Source organism: Paraburkholderia graminis, assembly GCF_003330785.1.
Lineage (GTDB): Bacteria > Pseudomonadota > Gammaproteobacteria > Burkholderiales > Burkholderiaceae > Paraburkholderia > Paraburkholderia graminis.
The window spans coordinates 2,904,083-2,926,444 of record NZ_CP024934.1 but is presented as its reverse complement, the minus strand read 5'-3'; the positions used below and the strand labels follow the sequence as shown (position 1 = coordinate 2,926,444).

Annotated in this window: 20 protein-coding genes and 3 tRNA genes; 15 read left to right on the top strand and 8 right to left on the bottom strand. The window is 64.1% G+C overall.

The window, feature by feature from the left end:
• The first annotated feature begins 60 nt into the window (after positions 1-60).
• Positions 61-1,089: a beta-N-acetylhexosaminidase gene (gene nagZ / locus CUJ91_RS12945; protein ID WP_107706446.1), complete on the top strand. Its 1,029-nt coding sequence runs from the start codon at positions 61-63 to the stop codon at positions 1,087-1,089.
• 87 nt (positions 1,090-1,176) lie between these two features.
• Here nagZ and CUJ91_RS12940 read toward each other — a convergent pair whose 3' ends face one another.
• Together CUJ91_RS12940 and CUJ91_RS12935 are read right to left on the bottom strand one after the other, a co-directional pair.
• A complete protein-coding gene (locus tag CUJ91_RS12940; protein WP_006051952.1) occupies positions 1,177-2,559 on the bottom strand; it encodes a sigma-54-dependent transcriptional regulator in 1,383 nt (460 codons plus the stop codon).
• A gap of 356 nt (positions 2,560-2,915) precedes the next feature.
• Positions 2,916-3,122, bottom strand: coding sequence for a CsbD family protein (locus tag CUJ91_RS12935; RefSeq protein ID WP_006051953.1), 207 nt, complete (start codon positions 3,120-3,122; stop codon positions 2,916-2,918).
• A 56-nt stretch (positions 3,123-3,178) separates the two neighbouring features.
• Between CUJ91_RS12935 and CUJ91_RS12930 the strand changes: the two genes are divergently transcribed.
• On the top strand, positions 3,179-3,385 hold the full coding sequence (locus tag CUJ91_RS12930) for a hypothetical protein (RefSeq protein ID WP_107706447.1): 207 nt from the start codon (positions 3,179-3,181) through the stop codon (positions 3,383-3,385).
• Here the strand turns inward: CUJ91_RS12930 and efp are convergent.
• The gene (gene efp, locus CUJ91_RS12925) at positions 3,382-3,939 is read right to left on the bottom strand and encodes an elongation factor P (RefSeq protein ID WP_006051954.1); all 558 of its coding nucleotides are present in this window, start codon (positions 3,937-3,939) and stop codon (positions 3,382-3,384) included. The two genes, CUJ91_RS12930 and efp, sit on opposite strands and share 4 nt — an antisense overlap.
• 317 nt (positions 3,940-4,256) lie before the next feature.
• On the bottom strand, positions 4,257-5,471 hold the full coding sequence (gene earP / locus CUJ91_RS12920; RefSeq protein ID WP_029967774.1) for an elongation factor P maturation arginine rhamnosyltransferase EarP: 1,215 nt from the start codon (positions 5,469-5,471) through the stop codon (positions 4,257-4,259).
• Between the two features lie 153 nt (positions 5,472-5,624).
• Between earP and uvrC the strand changes: the two genes are divergently transcribed.
• The 8 genes from uvrC to CUJ91_RS12880 all read left to right on the top strand — a co-directional run bounded on the left by uvrC (position 5,625) and on the right by CUJ91_RS12880 (position 11,917).
• Positions 5,625-7,814 (top strand): excinuclease ABC subunit UvrC, encoded by a 2,190-nt coding sequence (gene uvrC / locus CUJ91_RS12915; RefSeq protein ID WP_114156332.1) that lies wholly within the window; start codon positions 5,625-5,627, stop codon positions 7,812-7,814.
• A 200-nt stretch (positions 7,815-8,014) separates the two neighbouring features.
• The gene (gene pgsA, locus CUJ91_RS12910; protein ID WP_029967771.1) at positions 8,015-8,608 is read left to right on the top strand and encodes a CDP-diacylglycerol--glycerol-3-phosphate 3-phosphatidyltransferase; all 594 of its coding nucleotides are present in this window, start codon (positions 8,015-8,017) and stop codon (positions 8,606-8,608) included.
• 219 nt (positions 8,609-8,827) lie between these two features.
• Positions 8,828-8,903, top strand: a tRNA-Gly gene (locus CUJ91_RS12905).
• A gap of 81 nt (positions 8,904-8,984) precedes the next feature.
• Positions 8,985-9,060 (top strand) — tRNA-Gly (locus CUJ91_RS12900).
• A gap of 99 nt (positions 9,061-9,159) precedes the next feature.
• A tRNA-Cys gene (locus tag CUJ91_RS12895) sits at positions 9,160-9,233 on the top strand.
• Positions 9,234-9,393: 160 nt separating this feature from the next.
• Entirely contained in the window at positions 9,394-10,215 is an 822-nt protein-coding gene (locus CUJ91_RS12890; protein ID WP_244230939.1) for a TraB/GumN family protein, read from the top strand.
• 60 nt (positions 10,216-10,275) lie between these two features.
• The gene (locus CUJ91_RS12885; RefSeq protein ID WP_114156331.1) at positions 10,276-11,256 is read left to right on the top strand and encodes a sensor domain-containing diguanylate cyclase; all 981 of its coding nucleotides are present in this window, start codon (positions 10,276-10,278) and stop codon (positions 11,254-11,256) included.
• 136 nt (positions 11,257-11,392) lie between these two features.
• Entirely contained in the window at positions 11,393-11,917 is a 525-nt protein-coding gene (locus tag CUJ91_RS12880) for a GNAT family N-acetyltransferase (RefSeq protein WP_053858547.1), read from the top strand.
• 138 nt (positions 11,918-12,055) lie between these two features.
• On the opposite strand, the gene CUJ91_RS12875 is transcribed toward CUJ91_RS12880, so the two are convergent.
• The 3 genes from CUJ91_RS12875 to CUJ91_RS12865 are packed head-to-tail and all read right to left on the bottom strand — an operon-like array spanning position 12,056 to position 14,188.
• Entirely contained in the window at positions 12,056-12,967 is a 912-nt protein-coding gene (locus CUJ91_RS12875) for a cytochrome c oxidase assembly protein (RefSeq protein WP_114156330.1), read from the bottom strand.
• An 18-nt stretch (positions 12,968-12,985) separates the two neighbouring features.
• Positions 12,986-13,474, bottom strand: coding sequence for a copper chaperone PCu(A)C (locus tag CUJ91_RS12870; RefSeq protein WP_114156329.1), 489 nt, complete (start codon positions 13,472-13,474; stop codon positions 12,986-12,988).
• Between the two features lie 9 nt (positions 13,475-13,483).
• A complete protein-coding gene (locus tag CUJ91_RS12865; protein ID WP_408188861.1) occupies positions 13,484-14,188 on the bottom strand; it encodes an SCO family protein in 705 nt (234 codons plus the stop codon).
• Positions 14,189-14,559: 371 nt separating this feature from the next.
• Here CUJ91_RS12865 and otsB point away from each other — a divergent pair, with 371 nt between their 5' ends.
• Positions 14,560-15,309 carry a trehalose-phosphatase gene (otsB, locus tag CUJ91_RS12855; RefSeq protein WP_114156727.1) on the top strand — a complete coding sequence of 250 codons (750 nt, stop codon included), beginning with the start codon at positions 14,560-14,562 and terminating at the stop codon, positions 15,307-15,309.
• 82 nt (positions 15,310-15,391) lie between these two features.
• Positions 15,392-16,852, top strand: coding sequence for an alpha,alpha-trehalose-phosphate synthase (UDP-forming) (otsA, locus tag CUJ91_RS12850; RefSeq protein WP_029967756.1), 1,461 nt, complete (start codon positions 15,392-15,394; stop codon positions 16,850-16,852).
• Positions 16,853-17,001: 149 nt separating this feature from the next.
• Here the strand turns inward: otsA and CUJ91_RS12845 are convergent, their stop codons facing one another.
• Complete coding sequence (locus tag CUJ91_RS12845; RefSeq protein WP_035569805.1) at positions 17,002-18,837, bottom strand: ABC transporter ATP-binding protein; 1,836 nt, start codon at positions 18,835-18,837, stop codon at positions 17,002-17,004.
• A 713-nt stretch (positions 18,838-19,550) separates the two neighbouring features.
• On the opposite strand from CUJ91_RS12845, the gene CUJ91_RS12840 reads away from it, so the two are divergent.
• From CUJ91_RS12840 to CUJ91_RS12830, 3 genes are all read left to right on the top strand, one after another.
• Positions 19,551-20,615: a glycosyltransferase family 4 protein gene (locus CUJ91_RS12840; RefSeq protein WP_006051968.1), complete on the top strand. Its 1,065-nt coding sequence runs from the start codon at positions 19,551-19,553 to the stop codon at positions 20,613-20,615.
• A gap of 255 nt (positions 20,616-20,870) precedes the next feature.
• The gene (locus tag CUJ91_RS12835; protein ID WP_006051969.1) at positions 20,871-21,722 is read left to right on the top strand and encodes a hypothetical protein; all 852 of its coding nucleotides are present in this window, start codon (positions 20,871-20,873) and stop codon (positions 21,720-21,722) included.
• Between the two features lie 153 nt (positions 21,723-21,875).
• A complete protein-coding gene (locus CUJ91_RS12830) occupies positions 21,876-22,340 on the top strand; it encodes a DUF2214 family protein (protein WP_006051970.1) in 465 nt (154 codons plus the stop codon).
• Positions 22,341-22,362: the final 22 nt, after the last annotated feature.

Sequence of the window (22,362 nt, the reverse complement as noted above, 5' to 3'; positions counted from 1 at the left end):
CTCCGAATGCGGCCGAAACGGCCGCGTCTGTCCTTGCACGCAATCTTCCAACGGAATTCGATGAAAACCATTCCCGGACCGGTGATGCTCGACGTCGTCGGCAAAACGCTGAACGACGACGACAAGCGCCGCCTTGCTCACCCGATGACCGGCGGCGTGATCCTGTTCGCGCGCCACTACGAGAGCCGCGCGCAACTCATCGCGCTGACCGATTCGATCCGTGCGATTCGCGACGATCTGCTGATCGCGGTCGATCACGAAGGCGGCCGCGTGCAACGTTTTCGCACCGACGGTTTCACCGTGCTTCCGGCGATGGGCAAGCTCGGCGCGCTGTGGGACAGCGACGTTTTGCACGCCACCAAGGTCACGACCGCGGTCGGCTATATCCTCGCTTCCGAGCTGCGCGCGTGCGGCATCGACATGAGCTTCACGCCGGTGCTCGATCTGAACTACGGGCAGTCGCAGGTGATCGGCGATCGCGCGTTTCATAGCGATCCGCGCGTGGTGACGCTGCTTGCCAAGAGCCTCAACCACGGTCTCGCGCTGGCCGGCATGAGCAACTGCGGCAAGCATTTTCCGGGGCACGGTTTTGCCCATGCCGATTCGCACGTCGCGATGCCCGTCGACGATCGTTCGCTCGACGAAATTCTGCGCGACGACGTCGCGCCGTACGATTGGCTCGGTTTGTCGCTGGGCTCGGTGATTCCTGCGCACGTCGTCTATCCGCAAGTCGACTCGAAGCCGGCGGGTTTTTCGCGCGTGTGGCTGCAGGAGATTCTGCGCGGCAAGCTGCGCTTCGAAGGCGCGATTTTCAGCGACGACCTGTCGATGGAAGCCGCGCGGCAGGGCGGCACGCTCACCGAAGGCGCGACCGCGGCGCTGCAGGCCGGCTGCGACATGGTGCTGATCTGCAATCAGCCGGAACAGGCCGAAAAGGTGCTGGACGAGTTGCGCTTCACGCCGTCGAAGGAATCGCAGCAGCGGCTTAAGCGCATGCGCCCGCGCGGCAAGGCGCTCAAGTGGAGCAAGCTGGTCGCGCAGCCGCAGTATCTGCAAGCGCAGACGTTGCTGCGCAGCGCGTTCGCCTGAGCGGCGAGCGGAGGCAACAAGAAAACGGCGCCTTGCGAACAAGGCGCCGTTTTTCATTGCACGTTCGCGCGCGAAGCGCGCTGTGTGTCAGTTCAGCCGCATCCGCTGCAGCTTGTTATAGAGCGTCTTGGGACTGATACCGAGCAGCGACGCCGCGCGATGACGCGTGCCGCCGACCGCATCGAGCGTCGCGCGAATCAGCATCTCTTCGACATCGGCGAGCGGCGTGCCGACCGTGACCTGCACGCGGCTGCCGTTCAGATCGCGGCCGTTGACGGAGCCCGCTTCGTCGGCGCGCAGCGATTCGAGCACATCGCCCGACGCGAGATAGGCGCGCCGCACGCGGTCCTCCAGCTCACGCACGTTGCCCGGCCATTCGTAGCTCAGACATTCGCGCAGGAAATTCGGCCCGACCTGTTTCGCGACATCCGACGCGCCGCGCGCAGCGGCGTCCTGATTCAGTTCGTCGACGATGGCCTGCGCGATCAGCGCCGGGTCCTCGCCGCGCTCGCGCAACGGCGGCAGCGTCACGGCGGCGGCTTCGAGGCGCAGCGCGAGATCTTCGTGCAGGCTGCCGTCGGCGACCGCGGCGCGCGGCGCCTTGCGCGTCGACGCGATCAGGCGGAAATCGGTCACCACCTGGCTCGTTCCGCCGACGCGCATGAAGGTCTGCGAATCGAGCGCGCGCAGCAGCGCCTCCTGCTGGGCGCGCGGCAACTCCGCGATTTCGTCGATGAAAAGCGTCCCGCCGCTCGCCTGCTCGAAAAGACCAGGCTCGCGCTGCTCCGCGCCGCTGAACGCGCCGCGTTCGTGGCCGAACAGAATGCTGTCCAGCGAACGGAGCGCCGCCGTGCCACCCGCGCTGCGGCAGTCGAGCGTCACGAACGGGCCTTTGCGGCGCCGGCTCATGTCGTGCATCGTGCGCGCGGCGACCTGCTTGCCGGTGCCGGCTTCGCCTGAAATCAGCACGGCGGCTTCCGTCGGCGCGATATGTTCGATGGTGTCGTAAACGTGCTGCATCGCGCCGCTGCGGCCGAGCATCGAGCCGAAGCGACCCAGTTGGCGCAGCGACGTACGCAGCGTCTGAACTTCCTCGGTCAGCTCGTACGGCCGCGGAATGCGCGCGAGCAGACTGCGCAGCCGCGGAATGTTGACGGGCTTCAGCAGATAGTCCCAGATGCCGTGCCGCAAGCCCTCGATCGCGCTTTCGACGGTCGCGTTGCCCGTCATGACGATGACCGGCAACGCGCCGCCTGGCGGATGCGCGGGCAGATGCTGCAACAGATCGAGCCCGCTGCCGTCCGGGAGATTCAGGTCGACCAGCACGACATCGGGGATGAAGCGTGTGAGCGCGGCCCGTGCCTCGGCGATGGTCGTCGCCGTGTCGACGGAAAAGCCGTCGGCAGCAAGAATGGCGGACAGACCAGACAGGCTATTGGGATCGTCTTCAACAATCAGGGCGTGTGGCATGGCGAGCGCAACTTTTTAAATGAATGGAATATCCGTTGCCGCGCTGCAATTGCTGCGCGTGGCGGGGGCACGATGGCTGGCCGGTACTGTCGGTCGGATGCGTCGCCACGCGCGCAGCCTCAGCCGAGGCGGCGTAGCAGCGGCCTTCCAGTCGGCATGAGCGCGGTATCCGGCGCGCAGGGCGCCGGGCGAAGCGGACGGCGAGTCGACTCACGTAGTTCGGGTCCTTTGCTGTAGCAAAAGGGCGGTGCGCGACGCACCGATGCACGTCGCGCTGCCCCCGGTCCAAATCCGCCGGCATCCTTGCGGCCACGGCGTGGCCGGCAAGGGCGCCGGTATTTACGTCGGTTCTGCTGTCAAAAATCGCGGTTGCTGTCGAAAAAGCGGCGCACTTCGCGCTCGGCGTCTTCGCGGCTCTTGCCGTAGCGTTCCTGGATCAGCCCGGCGAGACGGTCGGCGCGGCCTTCGGCCCGCGTCAATTCGTCGTCGGTGAGCTCGCCCCACGCCGCCTTGGCTTTGCCAACGAGTTGCTTCCACTTGCCTTCAGCGATGTCGTTGTTCATCTCGCATCTCCGGTCGACAAACATAAGGTAAGTGCTGACTAGCATGACTTGTGCCAATGCGCTTTGATTCGCTAGATCAAGGGCTTACATCGTCGCGGGCGGCAAGATCGGGCAACGCGACCGGCAATTTGGACAAAATTGCCGGTAAAGTTTTCCTCAACGATACTCGGCGGCACAAAAAAGAAAAAGCGCCCATTTGGGCGCTTTCGTATTTTTTCTCAGCGCGCGATGCGTTGCGCTGGGATCAGGTTGCCGGCGTTTAGGCGCGGCTGCGGTACTCGTGCGTGCGCGTGTCGATTTCGATCTTGTCGCCGATGTTGCAGAAAAGCGGCACTTGCAGTTCGAAACCGGTGTTGAGCTTGGCGTTTTTCAGCACCTTGCCCGACGACGTGTCGCCCTTGACAGCCGGTTCCGTGTAGATGATTTCGCGAACCAGCGTGGTCGGCAGTTCGACCGAGATGGCCTTCTCGTTGTAGAACACGACTTCGCAAGCCATGCCGTCTTCGAGGTAGTTCATCGCGTCGCCCATCATTTCGGCTTCGACTTCATACTGGTTGTAGTCGGCGTCCATGAACACGTACATCGGGTCGGCGAAGTACGAGTACGTCACTTCCTTGCGCTCGAGCACGACAACGTCGAACTTGTCGTCTGCCTTGTAGACGCTTTCCATGCCTGCGCCGGTCAGCAGATTCTTGAACTTCATCTTGACGACGGCGGAGTTGCGGCCCGATTTGTTGTACTCGGCCTTTTGCACGACCATTGCGTCTGTGCCGATCATCACGACGTTGCCGGTGCGGAGTTCCTGTGCGGTCTTCATAAAACTGTCCTGTACGAAATTAATAGCTTCAACTTGTGCTCAACGGCATACGGCGCAAGCGGCTTCGACGTTTCCTGCGCGTTGCGCCGCGCCGCGACGAGGCGGCATGACGGGAGGCGATGCACGAAGCGTGGTTGGCTTGCCGCGGGATTCACGAATGGCGCCGCTCGGCAGCATGGTCCTGACGCGGGTTATTCCGACTCTGCCTCGCCTTTGCGACCGTTTCAGGTCGGAAAAGAGCTCGGACGAAACCGGAAACACCAGGATTTTTTGCTGCGATCGGACCGCGCTTGCGTCGTCGGCCGTTGGATAACCGCTTATTTTAACTGAGTTTTTGTGAACAAGGCGAGATTTCCGGCGAGGTCGCCGACTTGCGCCAGCTCGCCGGCCCATTCGAGCGCGCGCCGCCGCAGCGCCGGGTAGTGGCGGCGCAGCGCTGCCCAGTCGGGCGCGCCGGCGCCGTTCCATGCATGCCAGAAGCCGGCGAGCGCAGAGGCGGCATCGGCGGGAAGCGTGCGGGCGTAGTGCGCGAGCGCCGCGTCGAGCTTCGGCAGATGGGCGTCGTCGGCTTGCGGGTAGATGTGCCAGACAAAGGGCTTCGCTGCCCACTGCGCGCGCACGAACGAATCTTCGCCACGCACGAAGTTGACGTCGCTTGCCCACAGCAGCGCGTCGTATCCGGATTGTTCGGTGAATGCGAGGCCGTGCGCGTTCAGCGCGCCGCGTTCTGCGTGCGCGCCCGCGCCGAACGAAGCCAGCCCGAAAAAGCGCGCCAGCGCGCCGGAAATGCGGCCCTCCGGCGCGAGTAGCACGATCGGCTCGTCGCCGTCGCGCCATTGTTCGAGCAGACTGTCGACGGCGGGATTTTCGTAGGCGAACAGCGAGACGACCGTGGCGCCGACCGGCGGCGCGCGGCCCACGGTTTTCCGCCACCACGCGTCGCGCGCAGCGGGCGACGCTTCGAACGCGGCGCGCGCTGCCTCCAGATGGTTCTCCTTCAGCACGCCGCCGGTGCCCGGGCCGAGTCCCGGAAAGAAGAACGTCTTGACGAGCGGATAGCGAGGATGCGGCGACGGCCGCAGATGAAAATCCGCGACCCAGTCTTCGGCGCTCAGATATTCAAGGTTGATCCACACGGGCGCGCGCTCGCGCTGCGCCATCGCCGCCACGTAGACGGGCGGCAGCTCGCAGGCAAATGCTTCGATGACGACGTCGGCGATTTCGAGCGTGTCGCCCGCGTGCGCGGGCGTGTGCCAATGCTCCACGACGATCCCGTCCACCGTCTGCCGCGCGCGATCCAGCGCGAGCGACGGGCACAGTCTCTGGAACGCATGCAGATCGTCGACGAAGACGCGCACCTGCCAGCCGTGTTCGCTCGCGAGTTGCCGCGCGAGGCGCCAGCACACGCCGATGTCGCCGAAATTGTCGATCACCGCGCAGAAAATATCGCAGGCGATCGCTACGGGCGTCGCTGCGGGCGATTCGATAGACGAGCCGGCAGACGGGCCGGCAAGCGGCGCAGTGGAGGACATCGCAGGGCTCCGGCGGACGCGGAATGTTCTAAACTGGCGATTCTAAAGCACTCGCACGAAGAAGCACCCGTCGGATTTTCTTGCGCCGGCGCTCATGCGGCGCGCGGCCCACGGCGCGCCGCTTCGCAAGACAGTTCCACCAGCCGATCCTGCATGACCGAACCCGAAGCAAGCATCGAATTCGAGCCCAAGAAAGTGCTCGCCCAGTTGCCGCATCTGCCAGGCGTCTATCGCTATTACGATACGCACGGCGCCGTGCTGTACGTCGGCAAGGCGCGCGACCTGAAAAAGCGCGTGTCGAGCTATTTCACGAAGACGCAACTGTCGCCGCGCATCGCGATGATGGTGACGCGCATCGCGCGCATTGAGACGACCGTGACGCGCTCCGAGGCCGAGGCGCTGCTGCTCGAAAACAATCTGATCAAGGCGCTCGCGCCGCGCTACAACATTCTGTTTCGCGACGACAAGTCGTATCCGTATCTGAAGCTGACCGGTCACAAGTTTCCGCGCATGGCGTATTACCGCGGCTCGGTGGATCGCAAGAACCAGTACTTCGGGCCGTTTCCGAGCGCGTGGGCCGTGCGCGAGAGCATCCAGATCCTGCAGCGCGTGTTCCAGTTGCGTACCTGCGAGGACTCCGTCTTCAACAATCGCACGCGGCCGTGTCTGCTGCATCAGATCGGCCGCTGCACGGCGCCGTGCGTCGGCAACATCAACGAAGAAGACTATGCACGCGACGTCGCGAACGCGTCGCGCTTTCTGCTCGGCCGCCAGGGCGAAGTGATGAAGGAGCTCGAGCAGAAGATGCATGCGTTCGCGAGCGAGCTGAAGTTCGAGCAGGCCGCGGCGGTGCGCAACCAGATGAGTTCGCTGTCGACGGTGCTGCATCAGCAGGCGATCGAGGTCGGCAGCGACAGCGACGTCGATATTCTCGCCGTGGTCGCGCTGGGCGGGCGCGTCTGCGTGAATCTCGCGATGGTGCGCGGCGGCCGGCATCTCGGCGACAAGGCGTATTTCCCTGCGCACGTCGAAAGTGCGTTGACCGCGGACGAGGGCGGGCTGGAAGACGCAGGCGATGAGGGCGCGCTTACTGATGTTGCGTTGGATGCGGGGTCGTCGGTTGAAGAGAGCGCGGGCAACGAGGCCGGGTCGCTCGATGCGGACGCGCTCGCAATCGCACAGGAGTTGCCGCCTGAAGAAGACGAGGCGGGCGAAGCCGACGCCAACGCCGACATACAAGCCGATTCCGCCGCCACCCAGGAGCCCGCGAAACAACCCAAACCCCGCGCCGCAGCCGGCATCGAATCCGAAGTGCTCGAGGCGTTCATCGCCCAGCATTATCTCGGCAACCGCGTGCCGCCCGTCCTCGTGGTCAGCCACGCGCCGGCCGCGCGCGAACTCGTCGACGTATTGATCGAGCAGGCCAGGCATAAGGTCACGGTGCTGCGTCAGCCGCAAGGCCAACGCCGCGCGTGGCTCGCGATGGCCGAGCAGAACGCGCGGCTCGCGCTCGCGCGGCTCCTGTCGGAGCAGGGCTCGCAGCAGGCCCGCACGCGCGCGCTTATCGACACGCTCGGCATGGAGTGCGACGACCTCGCGCATGTGCGCATCGAGTGCTTCGACATCAGCCATACGATGGGCGAGGCGACGCAGGCGTCGTGCGTCGTCTATCACCATCACAAGATGCAGTCGTCGGAATATCGCCGCTACAACATCACCGGCATCACGCCCGGCGACGACTACGCGGCGATGCGCCAGGTTCTCACGCGCCGCTACGAGAAGATGGTCGAGCAGGCCGCCGCGAATGCCGTCGACGAAGCCACCGACTTGCAAAGCGACGCCGCCGACAATCCGCCGTTGACGCAGCAGGCCGGCGAACCGGTCGCGTCGGGCGGAATCTTGCCGAGCATCGTGTTGATCGACGGCGGCAAGGGCCAGGTCGAAATCGCGCGCCAGGTGTTCGCGGAGTTGGGGCTGGACACCGGCATGCTGGTCGGCGTCGCGAAGGGCGAGGGGCGCAAGGTCGGCCTCGAAACCCTGATTTTCGCCGACGGCCGCGCGCCGCTCGAACTCGGCAAGGAAAGCGCGGCACTGATGCTGGTCGCGCAGATCCGCGATGAAGCGCACCGCTTCGCCATCACAGGAATGCGCGCGAAGCGCGGCAAGACGCGCCAGACGTCGCGGCTCGAAGAACTCGAAGGCGTGGGCGCGAAACGGCGTCAGCGGCTGCTGGCGCGCTTTGGAGGATTACGCGGCGTGGTCGCGGCGAGCGTCGAGGACCTGGCGAGCGTCGAGGGCATTTCGCAGGCGCTCGCCGAGCAGATCTACCGGCAATTGCACTGATTCGCCGCGCGCGCGGGATGACGTCGTTCGACTGGAAAGTGGCTACGAAGTGGCTACGTCTTGCGAAACGCGCGCGGACGCCGCCCGCGAGCCTGGCGCCGATTCCCGGCGCCGACGCCTCGCTTCCGGGCCGCTTTGCTTGTGGCAGGCACGGTGACACGGCACAATTGCAACTCTCCCGTCAGACGCTGCGCCTGCCCATGCCGTTCAATTTCCCGATTTTCCTGACCTGGCTGCGGATCGTTCTGATTCCGCTCGTCGTCGGCGTGTTTTATTTGCCCGACATGATGATGAGCCCCGCGCACCGCAATCTCGCGGCGGCGACCATCTTCGTGCTGGCCGCGCTGACCGACTGGTTCGACGGCTACCTCGCGCGCAAGTGGAATCAGACGTCGGCGTTTGGCGCGTTTCTCGATCCGGTCGCCGACAAGCTGATGGTGACCGCCGCGTTGCTCGTGCTCGTGCAGCTCGCGCGAATCGACTCGGCGATTGCGCTCGTGATCGTCGGGCGGGAGATCGCCATTTCGGCGCTGCGCGAATGGATGGCGCAGATCGGCGCGTCGAAGAGCGTCGCCGTGAATTCGCTCGGCAAGTTCAAGACCGCTTGCCAGATGGTCGCGATTCCGATGCTGCTGTTCAACGGCGTGTTGCCGTTCGGCGGCGGCGTGGCGATCGACACGCGCACGTGGGGCCTGTGGCTCATCTATCTCGCGGCCTTCCTGACCATCTGGTCGATGCTCTATTACATGAAGCTCGCGTGGCCGCAAATTCGCGAGCGGGGCGGGGCCGTCTGAGTGCGTTCGCTCGCTTGCATGGCGGTTGCATGTCGGTCGCATGCCGGCGACGGACGGAGAGACACGGCCACGTCGTGAGTGAAATCTGTTCAGTTAAAGAGATTCGCTAAAGGGGTTGACACGTTTCAGTCGTTTCTCCATAATCTCGTTTCTCCGATGCACGCGGTTTCAAACATCGGGTGCAGTAGAGCGTAGTACGCAGCAGTAAGCAGTCAATACGCGGGAGTAGCTCAGTTGGTAGAGCGCAACCTTGCCAAGGTTGAGGTCGCGAGTTCGAGCCTCGTCTCCCGCTCCAGATTTTTGAAGCAGCGCGTTGTAGGTTTGGCGAATTAAGTTTTGCGAAGTAAGAGTGCAAGGCGTTGCGAAGCAGTGCAATGCGGGAGTAGCTCAGTTGGTAGAGCGCAACCTTGCCAAGGTTGAGGTCGCGAGTTCGAGCCTCGTCTCCCGCTCCATACATCAGGGGAAGCAACGCTTCCCTTTTTGTTTGGTGGACTTGAAGCTTGTCCACGAGACAAATCAGCGAATCTGCAGCTAGATTCCGATCCGCTTGCGGCGCGATAGCAAAGCGGTTATGCAGCGGCCTGCAAAGCCGTTTAGGCCGGTTCGACTCCGGCTCGCGCCTCCAGTAGTTGAAGTGCAGAAAAGCCCCGCCATGTCGGGGCTTTTCTTTTTTGCGCGTTCACAATCTCTTTGCCTTGCGTGTTGAGTGCAACGCGCATCGCCGGCTACGCGACGCGCGCACGATCTGGCGCACAATGCGGCTTTCGTCCTCGTCATCAACGCGCATGTATCTACACATCCCCGGCACTAACGTGCGCCTGCTTGGCTCCATGCATCTCTTTCCCGCATCGAGCCGCAGAACGCCGCCCTGGATCGAAGAAGCCTATGACTGGGCCGAAACGCTGGTCTTCGAATCCGATCCGCCGACGATCCTGCCGTTCCTCAAAGCCGATACACAAGCCGGCGCACAAGCTCTGCAATCGCTCGTTTCCGCCGACGTCTGGACTCGTCTGCAAGCCGCCTGGCCCACGGAAGGTCCGTTGGCGCCGCTCGCGGATCTTCGTCCGTGGGCCACGCTGATCGTTGCGCCGACACTTTTCCAGCAGCTTGTCGACGGCGTCGAGCCGCGCATGCTGCGGTGGGCGAATGCGCATGGCAAACCGTATCGGTATCTGGAGACGGCGAGCGAGGTCGCCGACGCGCTCGAGTCCATTCCGCTCGACACCGTCGCCGCCGCGCTCTCGCTGCTGATGTCCGATACCGGCGAGCCGCAGCGCACGCTCGAGCGCATGCATGCTGCATGGCTCGAAGGAGATCTGCCGGCGGTGGCTCGGATCGCCGATGAATCGCCGATCTTCACGTTGCCCGCAATCCGTCACGCGATTCTCGATGCGCGCAATCGCCTGTGGGCGCAGCGCGTGCGCGACCTGTTGCCGCAAGCGCAACGAACGCTGGTGGTGGTCGGCGCGCTGCATCTATGCGGGCCGGGCAACCTTGTCGAATGCCTCGGGCGGGGCCGCACAACCTATACTCGACGACGAGTAACGACGACGAGTCACGACGACGCTTCCGGGAACTTGTCCAGATGCGCAAAATCGCACGATTGACACAGCCCGGATTGCCCGCATTGCCACTGCCTTGCGCAAGATGGTCCCAGGGGACACGCCATGCATACACCACCGATTCCCAGCAACGAAAGCACGCGGCTCGACACGCTACGCGCACTGCATATTCTCGACACGCCGCCCGAAGAGCGCTTCGACCGCCTCACCCGGCTCGCGAAGCGTCTGTTCGGCGTGCCGATCGCGCTCGTCAGTCTCGTGGACGCGAACCGGCAATGGTTCAAGTCGTGTATCGGTTTGACAGCGAGCGAGACTTCGCGCGACGTCTCTTTCTGCGCGCATGCGATCCTCGACGATGACATCCTGGCCGTGCCCGACACGCTCGCCGACGAGCGCTTCCACGACAATCCGCTCGTGACCGAGGCGCCGAATATTCGCTTCTATGCCGGCTGTCCGCTGACCGTGCCAAACGGCAGCAGGCTCGGCACGCTATGCCTGATCGACGTGAAGCCGCGCGAGCTCGACGACGAAGAGCGCGAACTGCTGCGCGATCTCGCACGCATGGCCGAACAGGAGCTCGCGGCCGTGCAGCTTGCCACGCTGGACGACCTGACGCTGCTGTCTAACCGGCGTGGTTTTTCCGCGCTCGCGCAGCATGCGCTGAATGTCTGCAAGCGGCTCGACAGGCCGGCGTCGCTGCTGTTCTTCGATCTCAACGATTTCAAGCAGATCAACGACACGTTCGGTCACGCGGAAGGCGATCACGCGCTGAAGACTTTTGCCGACGTGCTGCGCGGCACGCTGCGCGAGAGCGACGTGATCGGGCGGCTGGGCGGCGACGAGTTCGTCGTCCTGCTCAGCGACACGGACGCCGCCGCCACCCAGGAAGTGACCGAGCGGCTCACGCTTTCACTCGACGAGCGCAATGCGCAGGCGCAACGCGGTTACAGCATTCGCTTCAGCGTGGGCCAGATCGAGTACGACGCGGCGCGGCACGGTTCCATCGCCGAATTGCTGTCCGCTGCCGATGCCGCGATGTACAGCCACAAACAGGCGTCGAAGGCGCGGGCCGCGCGCGAGGCGTGAGTATCTTCGATGGGTTGCGCTTCGTTGCCATTGGTTGCACACCGCCGCGCGCGGCATAATTGCGCGGTCGCCGCTCTAATGCGGTCATCACGCCGCACCATCAAACGGCGCACCTTTTTCTTTTAGCAAAGCTCTCATGACTGAACCGCAGCACACTGCCGCCGCCCGCGTCGCGGCACTCGACTGGCGCTGGAAAGCGTTCGACGAACTGACGAGCGCGGAGGTCTACGCGATGCTCGCCGCGCGTAGCGCTGTCTTCGTGATCGAGCAGAACTGCCTGTATGGCGATATCGACGGACTCGATCTCGACGCGTGGCACCTGCTCGCGTTCGGTACGGCTGCGGTTGCGTCCGCGCAAGCGCTCACGGGTGCCGCGCGTCCGCCGCTCGCCGGCTATCTGCGTGTGCTTCTGCCCGATGCCGACGACGCCGATATTCGCATCGGCCGTGTGCTGACGACCGCGGCATTTCGCGGCATCGGTCTTGGCAACGCGATGCTGGATCGTGCGATCGCGCATATTCGCAAGCAGTGGCCCGGCACGCCGATTCGCCTGCATGCGCAGGCCCATCTGCAAGGTTTCTATGGCGCGTTTGGTTTTGAGCCGGTGTCAGAAATTCACGAGGAAGACGGCATTCCGCACGTGTGGATGCGCTCGGCGTGATGGAGACTCGGCTGCGATGAGCGCACGCCCGAGCGGCGTGGGATAAGTAAGACCGCGCAAGCCGCGAGCAAGGCGCAGCCGTGCGTTAGCCGCGCATCAGCAGCAAAGCCGACCACGGCAGCGCATTATAGCCCCGCCTCAGCGCTGCCCCGCGTCGCTCGTCGAAACCGCCTTCGCGGTGAGTGTGCCGCTCGTCGGCCTGCTCGCATTGGCCACCACCACCGCACGCCGTTCACCGCGCACGCGTCCGCGAGCCGACAGACGCATCCAGTGGCGCAACGCCAGCAGCGCACCTATCACGCTCATCATCGAGCCGGGGATCCACAGCAGCAGCCCGCCGATCTGTTGATCGCGCATCGGGCTAAGCCAGGTGAACGCGCGGCCGCAGATCGAATAGATCGGATACAGCTCGCGCGGCGTGAAGAAGATGAATGCGCCGAGGACGATCTGCGGCGGAATCGCGGCGATCACCACCAGCACGCGCTTGCCGGGCGACAAACGCGCGGGCGGCGCCGGACGCGGATCGAGCACGAGCCACCAGAACAGCAGGCCGTCGATCACCATGCTCCAGTTCATCACGCGATAAAGCCGCCAGTCGAGCATCGCGACGAAATGAATCGGCGACATCAGCCAGAAGTAGATCAGCCCGACGAACAACGTCACCGCGACGACCGGATGCATCACGACGTCGATCAGCTTGCGCACGAACGGCATGGCGAGCGCGGGCCGCACGAAACGCTGGCGCCAGCCGAACGGAATGCCGGCGCGCAATGCCGCGCCCGGATACGACAGCGCGATAAAGAACGGTCCGAGATGATGCAGCACCAGATGCTGCGCGCGATGCATGAAAAACTCATGCTCGAAGAAATAGTCGAGCCGCGTGTGCAACGCGACGTACAACGCCACGAGCCCGAACCAGAAGGAAATGCGCCGCGCCACCGACACCTTCGCCTTGCGCGCGCCGCGCACGAACAGGACGGCGGGCAGCAGCAGAGCGACGACGACCGTCGGCGAAAATTCCCAGGGATCGAGCCAGTACAGCAGGTCCATTGCCGCGAATCGCTCCGCTTACTTCGTTTGCGCGGGCGACTTGACCGCGAAGGGCGTATCGAGCGTCGCGCCGTCGGAGAACTTCAGCTTCAGGTGCACGGTGTCGCCCGGCGCGATCTTGTGCTTCGCGTCCTCGAGCATCACGTGATAGCCGCCGGGCGCGATCGCGACCTGTCCGTGCGCGGGCACCGTGAGCTTGTCGACCATCACCATCTTCTGCGACGAACCGTTCGAGACCGTTTGATGCAGCATCGCGTCGCCGTAATCGCTGCTCGAAATATCGACGAGATCGAGCGGCTTGTCGCCCGCATTGACGAGCGTCACGTAGCCGGCCGCCGGCAGATTGTTCGGCAGCCAGCGCACCCATGCGTCTTTGGCGGTGATGGCCTGCGTGCCGGCGGCGTGAGCGGCGGTTGCAAAGGCGAGCGAAAGGGCGAGGGCGCCGGCAACAGCGGACAGCGTTCTGGTTTTACGGATGATGTGCGTGACGTGGTTGATCTTTGTCATGGCTGAAGGTCAGGAGCGTTGATCGACGATGCGTCGCAAGTCTTGGGCGATCGCATCGGGCGTGTCGTTATCGGTCGCGAGCAGGCGCGCGCGGCCTTCTGCGTCGAATACATAGACGGCGGAACTATGCGTGACTTCGTAGCTGCCGTTCGGGTCGCGCTTTTCCATCTGATAAGCAACGCGGTAGCGCTTCGCGAGCGACTCGATCTGCCGGTCGGTGCCGGTCAGCCCCTCGGCATGCTTCGAGTCGAATGCGCCGACATAGTCGTGCAGCGCTTGCGGCGTGTCGCGCGCCGGATCGACGGTGACGAACAGGATGCGCACCTTCTGCGCGTCGGGTCCGAGCTTGTCGAGCACCTGTATCAGCCGTCCCATCGTTTCGGGGCAGACGTCCGGGCAATGCGTGTAGCCGAAATAAACGAGCGATGTGCGGCCTTTGAACGACGCGCCGGTGACGGGGCGACCGTCGTCGCCCGTCAGCGAGAAATCGAGGTCGGGCAAATGGCCGCTCACGTTCGTCAAATGCCACGGCTCCGCGCGATTGGTGCAGCCGGCCAGCGCGATCATGGTGACGAGCGCGCAGGCTTTGGCCGTCGACATCGATCCACGCGCGCGGCCGCCGCGACGCGATGACGCGTGAGCAGGTTGCAGCCGTCGCAGTGAGATGATCGGGAACAAAGCAGGTATCAATGACTCGATTGTAGAGCGGCGCATTGCCGCCGCGCGCCCCGCGCTAGCTCGCACCCGGGCGTGCGTGCGTTGAGGCGGACGTTCGCGATCATGGACAAAAATCGTCGTAACGCCAAAGTCTCGTGTGGCTGCGACTGTATCGCAAAATGACGGAAGGCGTCGCTCGCAGCCCACGGGCGCACGGCTTGCGAGGCAATTTGACGCACATGGCTGAAAGCGCGCTGAAGCCGGATCGTTTCCGTTTTGAATGCAATTCGACTGGGCGCGGCATGATCGCGCCGCCGCACCTTGCGTTCGCGCTTGCCGCGCGGCCTGGTTTCTCGAAAAATTGATGGATGCGCGGTAAGATGCGCACACTTTTCCGGCTGCACAAGGCCGAAAGGCAAATTAACCCGATGCAAGCACTTCCGGCTTTCCTGTCTCCAAGCGAGACCGCGTTTTTCTTCGATTTCGATGGCACGCTCGTCGAACTCGCGCCCACGCCGGATGGCGTGCAGGTGCAACCTCGCGTGATTGAACTGCTTGGCGAACTGCGACGTTTGACGAACGGCGCGGTCGCCGTGGTGTCGGGCCGCGGTATCGACAGCATCGACGCTTTTCTCGGCATGCCCGATCTGCCGATTGCCGGTTTGCACGGGGCCGAGCGGCGCGACGCGAACGGCGACACGCAGCGCATCGGCTTTCACGACGAGCGGCTCTTGCGCATGGAGCAGGTGCTCGCCGAAGTCGTCAACGCGAACCCCGGCATGCTGCTCGAGATCAAGGGCGCGGCGCTCGCGCTGCACTATCGCAACGCGCCCGATCGCGAGACCGCGGCGCGCGAGGCGACGGAGCGGCTGGTCGCGGATTACCCGAACTCGTATGTGCTGCAGCCGGGCAAGATGGTCTACGAAATCAAGCCGAAGGATGTGGACAAAGGCCGCGCGCTGCGTGCGTTCCTCGACGAGCCGCCGTTTGTCGGACGCAAGCCGCTTTTTGCCGGCGACGATCTTACCGACGAAAAAGGCTTCGCGGTCGTCAATGAACGCAACGGACTGTCGATCAAGGTCGGCGCGGGCGAGACGACGGCGCAAGCGCGCGTGGAGTCGGTGACCGCGCTGCTCGACTGGCTCGCGACAGTGGTCGCGGCCGCGCGTGGCGCATGACGCTCGCATCGCCCGCGCTGCAACGCATACAACGCGCACGACATAGCGCGACAACAACGTATTACATCGGGGACAGCGCTTCATGAGCCGACTGATTATCGTTTCGAACCGGGTCGCGCCGATCTCGGAGGGCGGCCCGGCGGCGGGCGGTCTCGCGGTCGGCGTATACGACGCGCTCAAGGAAACGGGCGGCATGTGGTTCGGCTGGAGCGGCGAGGTGCTGAGTTCGGGCCAGCCGCAGATCAAGCTCGAAGAGCGCGGTCCCGTGACCTTCGCGACCATCGCGCTGATGCGGCGCGATTACGACCAGTACTACCGCGGCTTCTCGAACGCCACGCTGTGGCCGGCTTTCCACTATCGGGCCGATCTGGTGCAATACGACCGGCACGATTTCGGCGGCTACTGCCGCGTGAATGCATGGCTCGCGCAACAACTCGTGCCGCTCTTGCGCGACGACGACGTGATCTGGGTCCACGACTATCACCTGATTCCGTTTGCCGAGGCGTTGCGCGCCGCGGGCGTGAAGAACCGCATCGGCTTTTTCCTGCACATTCCGTTTCCCGCTTCGCAAGTGCTGCTCGCCGTGCCGCCGCATCGCGAACTGGTGCAAGCGCTGTGTTCGTTCGATCTGCTCGGTTTCCAGACGGCGCCGGATTTGCGCGCGTTCTGCGATTACATCGTCAACGAGGCGAACGGCACGGTCGACGCGTCGTCCGACGGCCCGCTCTCGATTCATGCGTTTGGCCGCACGCTGCGCGCCGCCGCTTACCCGATCGGCGTCTATCCGGACGAGATCGCCGAACTTGCGAAAGCGGGCGAGCGCGGCAAGCCGGTACGCACGATGAAAGCGACGCTGCATTCGCGCAAGCTCATCATGAGCGTCGATCGCCTCGATTATTCGAAGGGACTCGTCGAGAGGTTCCGCGCGTTCGAGCGTCTGCTGGAACACGCGGCGGCGCAGCGCAACAAGGTGTCGTTCCTGCAGATCGCGCCGCCCACGCGCGCCGACATGCACGCGTATCAGGACATCCGTCTGCAACTGGAAGGGGAGTCCGGCCGCATCAACGGACGTTTCGCCGAACTCGACTGGACGCCGATTCTCTACATCCACAAACAATATGAGCGCTCGGTGCTTGCCGCGCTGTTTCGCACCGCGCACGTCGGCTACGTGACGCCTCTGCGCGACGGCATGAACCTCGTCGCGAAGGAATACGTATCGGCGCAGGACCCGGAGAATCCGGGCGTGCTCGTGCTGTCGCGCTTTGCCGGCGCCGCGCAGGAACTGGACGGCGCGCTGATCGTGAATCCTGTCGATATCGACGGCATGGCGGACGCGCTCGCGACGGCGCTCGAGATGCCGCTCGCGGAGCGCCAGGCGCGTCATCGCGACATGATGGCGCAACTGCGCGAGAACAATGTCTCGGTGTGGCGCGACAACTTCATGCGCGATTTGCAGAGCGCCAATGGTGCAGCACGCACCGCAAGCGCACGGCCGCGCGCCCGAGTGGGGAAAAAAACCGCGCGCGAGATTGTGGCGAGCTAGCGGCGGGGCGCGACGCGCAGCGCTCGCAATGACGATGCGATAGCGAGCTCGTAAAGCCCGGCCCACAAAGCAGAAAAGCCGCTTTTTAGCGGCTTTTCCGTTGGTGAGCGACTGGGCGCAATGCGATGTGGCGCAATGCGGCGCGCGCCTCAGATCACATGCTGTTCATCGACCTTCTTGCCGCCCACATGCAGCGTCGTGCCTTTGCCGTATTGCTTCGAAAGCAGATCGCGATAGAGGCCGGGGCGCTGGCGCAGCTCTTCGGGACTGCCGTCGTCGATGACCTTGCCCGCGCTCATCACGATGATGCGGTCGAAGTTATGCAGCGTCGACAGGCGGTGCGCGATCGCGATCACCGTGCGGCCGACCATCAGCCGGTCGAGCGCCTTCTGGATCGCTTCTTCCGATGCGCTGTCCAGCGCCGAGGTGGCTTCGTCGAGCAGCAGGATCGGCGCGTTCTTCAGGATCGCGCGTGCGATCGCGATGCGCTGACGCTGTCCGCCGGACAGCTTCACGCCGCGGTCGCCGACGATCGTGTCGAACCCTTCCGGCATCGCCTCGATGAAGTCAGTGCAGCGCGCCTCGCGCGCCGCCGCCAGCACTTCGTCGCGGCTCGCTTCGGGGCGGCCATAGGCAATGTTCTCGTACACCGTGCGATGGAACAGCGAAATATCCTGCGGCACGAGCGCGATGGTGTGGCGCAGGCTGTCCTGCGTGATCGTGGCGATGTCCTGCCCGTCGATCTTGATCGCGCCGCCTTGCGTCTCGTAGAAACGCTGGAGCAGGGCGAGCACCGTCGACTTGCCCGCGCCCGACTTGCCGATCAGCCCGACACGCTGACCCGGTTCGATATGCAGATCGAAATGATCGAGGATCGGCCGGCGGCGCGGATACGCGAACGTCACGCTTTCGAAGTCGACGCGCCCGCCTTGCGGCACGAGTTCGGTGGCGCCGTCGCGATCGGGCATGCCGTGCGGCTCGAGCAGCGTGCGCACAGCTTCGGCGAGTCGCGCGACGTGCTGCGTGACGTCCACCAGTGCGACCGCGAGATCGCGCGTGCCGTGCAGAATCGTGAACCCGAGCGAGCTGACGAGCACGATGTCGCCCGAAGTCGCCTTGCCTTGGTCCCACAGCAACAGCGCCCAGCCGAGCAGACCCGCCGACAGCAGCGCGGTGATCACCGCGTGCAGCAGGCGCAGCTTCTCGAGATACAGCAGGCTCTGCTGACGCGCGTCCATCTCGGCCTTGACCGTCGCGCCGAAACGCTGCTGCTCGCGAAACGTCATGCCGAACGCACGAACGAGGCCCATGTTGCTGATGACGTCGACGAGCTCGCCGTCCACCGAGGCCGCTCTGGTCGCGAAATGGTGATGGCGCACCGAGCCGCGGCCGGCGAGCTTGTACAGCACCACCGACAGGATCGCCGAGCACAGCATCAGGCCGCCCGCCATCAGCGGGTTGACCGCGATGATCATGAAGATCGCGCCGAGCACGGCGATGCACGGCGGCAGAACGTTCCACGCCGTGGTGTTTTCGGCCGTGTAGACGGCGTTCGAGGTCGCGGTGATCCGGCTTGCCAGCATGCCGGGCTGCTTCTCGGCGTAGTAGGTCGGCGAATGTCCGCTCAGATACTGGAAGAGGTCGCGCCGCAAGTCGCCGGTCACGGCGACGAACGTATGCGCCGCGACCCAGCCGCCGACCCGCCACAGCAGGTTATCCGCCGCGATCAGTCCGACGAGGATCGCGAACGCACCCCACAGCGGCCCGGGATGATGCCGGCCGGTGCCGAGCACGTCGATAAGATGTTTGATCGCGTACTGCGAAGCGAGCGCACAGCCCACGGCCGCTACCACGCTGCACAGCACGATCGTATGAGCGAGCGGATGGCGGCGGATAAAACGGAAAAGGAACGCAAGCGGCCTGTGCGCATAGCTCGCGAGCTTTGCGTTTTCGGCGTTGCGCTGGGCGATGGTCAAATGTTCCAATTGATCGAGAGGTCGGTGTGGTTCGGAGGTGTGCATGCAAGCCATGGGCCACGCGAAAAAGCATCGCGGCGAAGCCAATGCTTCGCATTGTAAACATGCAAAGACGATTGCGCCCTGTGTATCCGGGCTTTTGGCGCGATTGATGTCGCGATGGACGTCCGCGATCTACCTCTTGCTCGACTGACTGCGGCGGCAGTGGTTCACGCGGATCGCGGAATATTTCGGGATATAATTACAAATTGCATTCAGCCCGGCGCTGAATTCTCTTCAATGGGTGCCGGTACGCTTGTGCAAGAACTTACAAAGCACGACCGTCGAGCCGGGGCAAGCATGCACGACGGCACAGTAGCAAGCCAGTCGTTACTGTAGAACTGCCTTGCAAAACAAGGGTTTGCAAAGTGTATCCCTGCTGTAACAAAGTAAAGTCTTTGAAATGTTGTGGTGCAGCGAGAATCCCGGCATCGATAATACATGCGCTGTAGGCCCTGCCGAAATTTCTGACAGTTTGTCAACGTCGGGCACGTCTGTGCGTTTACCGCACAGGCATGGACGGCGACCGTCGTCCGGGCTATTTAAACTGAAGCGATCCTTCGCAGGCTATCTCGAGAGAATAGGCCCGCGCCGGCGTGTCCGGCCCGACTGCCCTGGCGAGCAAGCGAGTCGCTTTTACCAAACGCAGTACTTTTGCCGGTTTTTTACGAGGAGTTCTTCATATGCGAATCGCTCAAATCGCTCCGTTGCACGAGGCGGTTCCGCCCAAGCTGTACGGTGGTACGGAACGTGTGGTGTCTTATCTGACCGAAGCGCTGGTCGAGCAGGGCCACGACGTCACGCTCTTTGCGAGCGGCGATTCGCAAACCTCGGCAAAGCTCGAAGCCTTCTGGCCGCAAGCACTGCGCCTCGACCCGACCATCCGCGACGTGATGGCGCCGCACATGCTGCTGCTCGAAGAAGTACGCCGCCGCGCGGAAGAATTCGATGTGCTGCATTTCCACATCGACTACTACCCGTTCTCGCTGTTCGCGCGCCAGCCGGTGCCGTTCGTGACCACGCTGCATGGCCGTCTCGATCTGCCGGAACTTCAGCCGATCTTCAACACGTTCAACGACGTGCCGGTTGTGTCGATCTCGGACAACCAGCGCATTCCGCTGCCGCAGGCAAACTGGCTGCAAACCGTCTATCACGGTCTGCCGGAAAACGTGCTCACGCCGATCAAGAACGTCGAGCCCGGCTACCTCGCATTCCTCGGCCGCGTCTCGCCGGAGAAGGGTCTTGACCGTGCGATCCGTATCGCCGGCCAGGCAGGCATGAAGCTCAAGGTCGCGGCCAAGATCGACAAGGCCGATCGTGCCTATTACGAAGAAGTGATCAAGCCGCTGATGGCGCTCCCGCACGTCGAATACATCGGCGAAATCGGCGAAGCCGAAAAGCGTGAGTTCCTCGGCAACGCGCATGCACTGGTGTTCCCGATCGACTGGCCGGAGCCCTTTGGTCTCGTGATGATCGAAGCAATGGCTTGCGGCACGCCGGTGATCGCGTTTAACCGCGGTTCGGTGCCGGAAGTGATCGACAACGGCGTGTCGGGCTTCGTCGTCGAAGACGAAATCAGCGCGGTCGCGGCGGTCAAGCGTCTGCACACGCTGTCGCGCGAAACGGTGCGCAAGTCGTTCGAAGCGCGTTTCTCGTCGAAGGTGATGGCGCAGAACTACGTCGCGACGTACGAAGAACTGCTGCGTCGCAAGCACCGCACGGTGCTGCGCGAAGTCAACGCAAACTAAAACGCTAGACCGGAAGCTGCCGGTCGAAGCAAACCGGTTCGGCGGATCAAGCGTGTTACAGCGCTTCGCCGGCCACCCGCAACGCCCCGCGTGCCACGCGCTCGCGGGGCGTTGTTGCATGCGCGCCGCGTTTTTTCGCGTTTCGCGATGCAAAGCGGGTGTTTCGCGACCGCCGCAGCAGCCGCCTTTCGTAATATCCCTATAATGGCCGTGCCGCAAATTTGGCTGCGGCGCCGCCGACGACAGGAGGATGCCTTGGCGAGAACGAAAGAGACGCGAGCGAATGCCGCGCCCGGCGCCGGAACGATTTTCGCGCTGCGCGCCATCGGTCTCGTGCTTCTCGCCCGCTGGCTGTTTTCCATGTCGGCGATGGATCTGACGACGTCGCTATCGGCGATGGCGTCGTCGCCGTGGGCGTGCGTCAACCTCGTCTTCCTGTTCCTGCTGATCTTCTTGCCGGGCGCGCGCGCCGTGGCCGAGCGTCCGTTCCATCCGCTGCCGCAATGGCTGCGGCAAGCGCTGCGTCTCTTTGCGTTCCTCGGGTTTCTGTTTGCGGTCTGGGTAGTCAGCGCGTTTGCGATGAGCGCCGGCTGGCGCCGCGCCGCGCAAACCGTGGCCGCGACCAACGGCTGGCTGCTGGTCGCACCGGCGCTCTACGCGGCGGTTCTGTGGATCTGCCGGCCGCGGCCGCTCTGGCGCACCAACATCGCCGCGCGACGCTTTGCGATCGGACGCTATGCGGTGTCTCTTGACCCGCTGACACGCACGGTGAGCGTATGGGCCGAGCGTCGCAAGGTGGGGCAGTACGACGCGCGCGAGCTCTCGGTGCGCTGGGCCGACGGTGCGGGCACGCGGTCTGCGGCGCCGCCCACGCCGGTGATCGCGCTGCATGCCGCAGGCGATGCGGTGACGCAGTCTGCGCCGCGCGCGAGCGGCGCGCCGTCGCTTGCGCGGGCCGCGTTTGGCCGTCGTCCGAAAATCGAATTGCTGTGGGATTCGCCTGCGGCCGCGGGTCACAACCGGCAGACGGTGTTTCGCGCGGCGTTGACGACGGAAGGCGATCGCGTCGCGGCACGCGCGCTCGACAGCACGTTGCGGCAAGTCTGAATCTGAAGCGCGCTGTGTGCCGTCGCTCACATGCCATGACGGACGAGCGCGTTGTAAAGTAAGCCGTGGTCGATAATGAAACCAGGACGCCGCCCGCGCTTGACGGCGGGCGAGCGATAACAACGATGTGCCGTGTCGTTAGCAGGAGTCGCTATGCTGGTTCGCTGGTTACTTGCCGCTCTTCATCTGCTTGCTTATGGCTTCGCGCTTGCGTCGATCCTGCGGCGCACGTGGTCGCTGCGCCGCGCGGCGGTGCCTGCCGCGCTGCGCTCCGTGTTCCGGGCCGACACGCGGTGGGGTCTGTCCGCCCTGGTGCTGATCGTGACGGGGCTGATGCGCGTTTTCGGTTCTTATGAGAAGGGCGCCGACTACTATCTCCACGAGCCGCTCTTTCACCTCAAGATGACGCTGCTCGTCATCATCGTCCTGCTTGAAGTTCCGTCGATGCTCGCCTTGATGCGCTGGCGCGCGTCAATACGAAAGGGCGAGGCGCCGGACCTGCACAACGCACGCCGCTACGCGCACCTCAGCGTCATTCAGACGGTCCTGCTGGTGCTGATGGTGTTCGCCGCGACCGGCATGGCGCGCGGCATCGGCTTGCCTGCGGGCGTGGTGTAAGCCGGCGGCGCGTCAACGGAAT

What these genes read in the sequence shown, in the direction of transcription:
- earP (WP_029967774.1), bottom strand. Translation starts at nt 5,471, where the DNA reads ATGTCCTCCACTGCGCCGCTTGCCGGCCCGTCTGCCGGCTCGTCTATC.
- CUJ91_RS12890 (WP_244230939.1), top strand. Translation starts at nt 9,394, where the DNA reads ATGTATCTACACATCCCCGGCACTAACGTGCGCCTGCTTGGCTCCATG.
- otsA (WP_029967756.1), top strand. Translation starts at nt 15,392, where the DNA reads ATGAGCCGACTGATTATCGTTTCGAACCGGGTCGCGCCGATCTCGGAG.
- CUJ91_RS12940 (WP_006051952.1), bottom strand. Translation starts at nt 2,559, where the DNA reads ATGCCACACGCCCTGATTGTTGAAGACGATCCCAATAGCCTGTCTGGT.
- CUJ91_RS12880 (WP_053858547.1), top strand. Translation starts at nt 11,393, where the DNA reads ATGACTGAACCGCAGCACACTGCCGCCGCCCGCGTCGCGGCACTCGAC.
- CUJ91_RS12865 (WP_408188861.1), bottom strand. Translation starts at nt 14,188, where the DNA reads ATGCGCCGCTCTACAATCGAGTCATTGATACCTGCTTTGTTCCCGATC.
- CUJ91_RS12830 (WP_006051970.1), top strand. Translation starts at nt 21,876, where the DNA reads ATGCTGGTTCGCTGGTTACTTGCCGCTCTTCATCTGCTTGCTTATGGC.
- uvrC (WP_114156332.1), top strand. Translation starts at nt 5,625, where the DNA reads ATGACCGAACCCGAAGCAAGCATCGAATTCGAGCCCAAGAAAGTGCTC.
- CUJ91_RS12935 (WP_006051953.1), bottom strand. Translation starts at nt 3,122, where the DNA reads ATGAACAACGACATCGCTGAAGGCAAGTGGAAGCAACTCGTTGGCAAA.
- pgsA (WP_029967771.1), top strand. Translation starts at nt 8,015, where the DNA reads ATGCCGTTCAATTTCCCGATTTTCCTGACCTGGCTGCGGATCGTTCTG.
- CUJ91_RS12870 (WP_114156329.1), bottom strand. Translation starts at nt 13,474, where the DNA reads ATGACAAAGATCAACCACGTCACGCACATCATCCGTAAAACCAGAACG.
- CUJ91_RS12875 (WP_114156330.1), bottom strand. Translation starts at nt 12,967, where the DNA reads ATGGACCTGCTGTACTGGCTCGATCCCTGGGAATTTTCGCCGACGGTC.
- CUJ91_RS12840 (WP_006051968.1), top strand. Translation starts at nt 19,551, where the DNA reads ATGCGAATCGCTCAAATCGCTCCGTTGCACGAGGCGGTTCCGCCCAAG.
- otsB (WP_114156727.1), top strand. Translation starts at nt 14,560, where the DNA reads ATGCAAGCACTTCCGGCTTTCCTGTCTCCAAGCGAGACCGCGTTTTTC.
- nagZ (WP_107706446.1), top strand. Translation starts at nt 61, where the DNA reads ATGAAAACCATTCCCGGACCGGTGATGCTCGACGTCGTCGGCAAAACG.
- CUJ91_RS12885 (WP_114156331.1), top strand. Translation starts at nt 10,276, where the DNA reads ATGCATACACCACCGATTCCCAGCAACGAAAGCACGCGGCTCGACACG.
- efp (WP_006051954.1), bottom strand. Translation starts at nt 3,939, where the DNA reads ATGAAGACCGCACAGGAACTCCGCACCGGCAACGTCGTGATGATCGGC.
- CUJ91_RS12930 (WP_107706447.1), top strand. Translation starts at nt 3,179, where the DNA reads ATGCGCTTTGATTCGCTAGATCAAGGGCTTACATCGTCGCGGGCGGCA.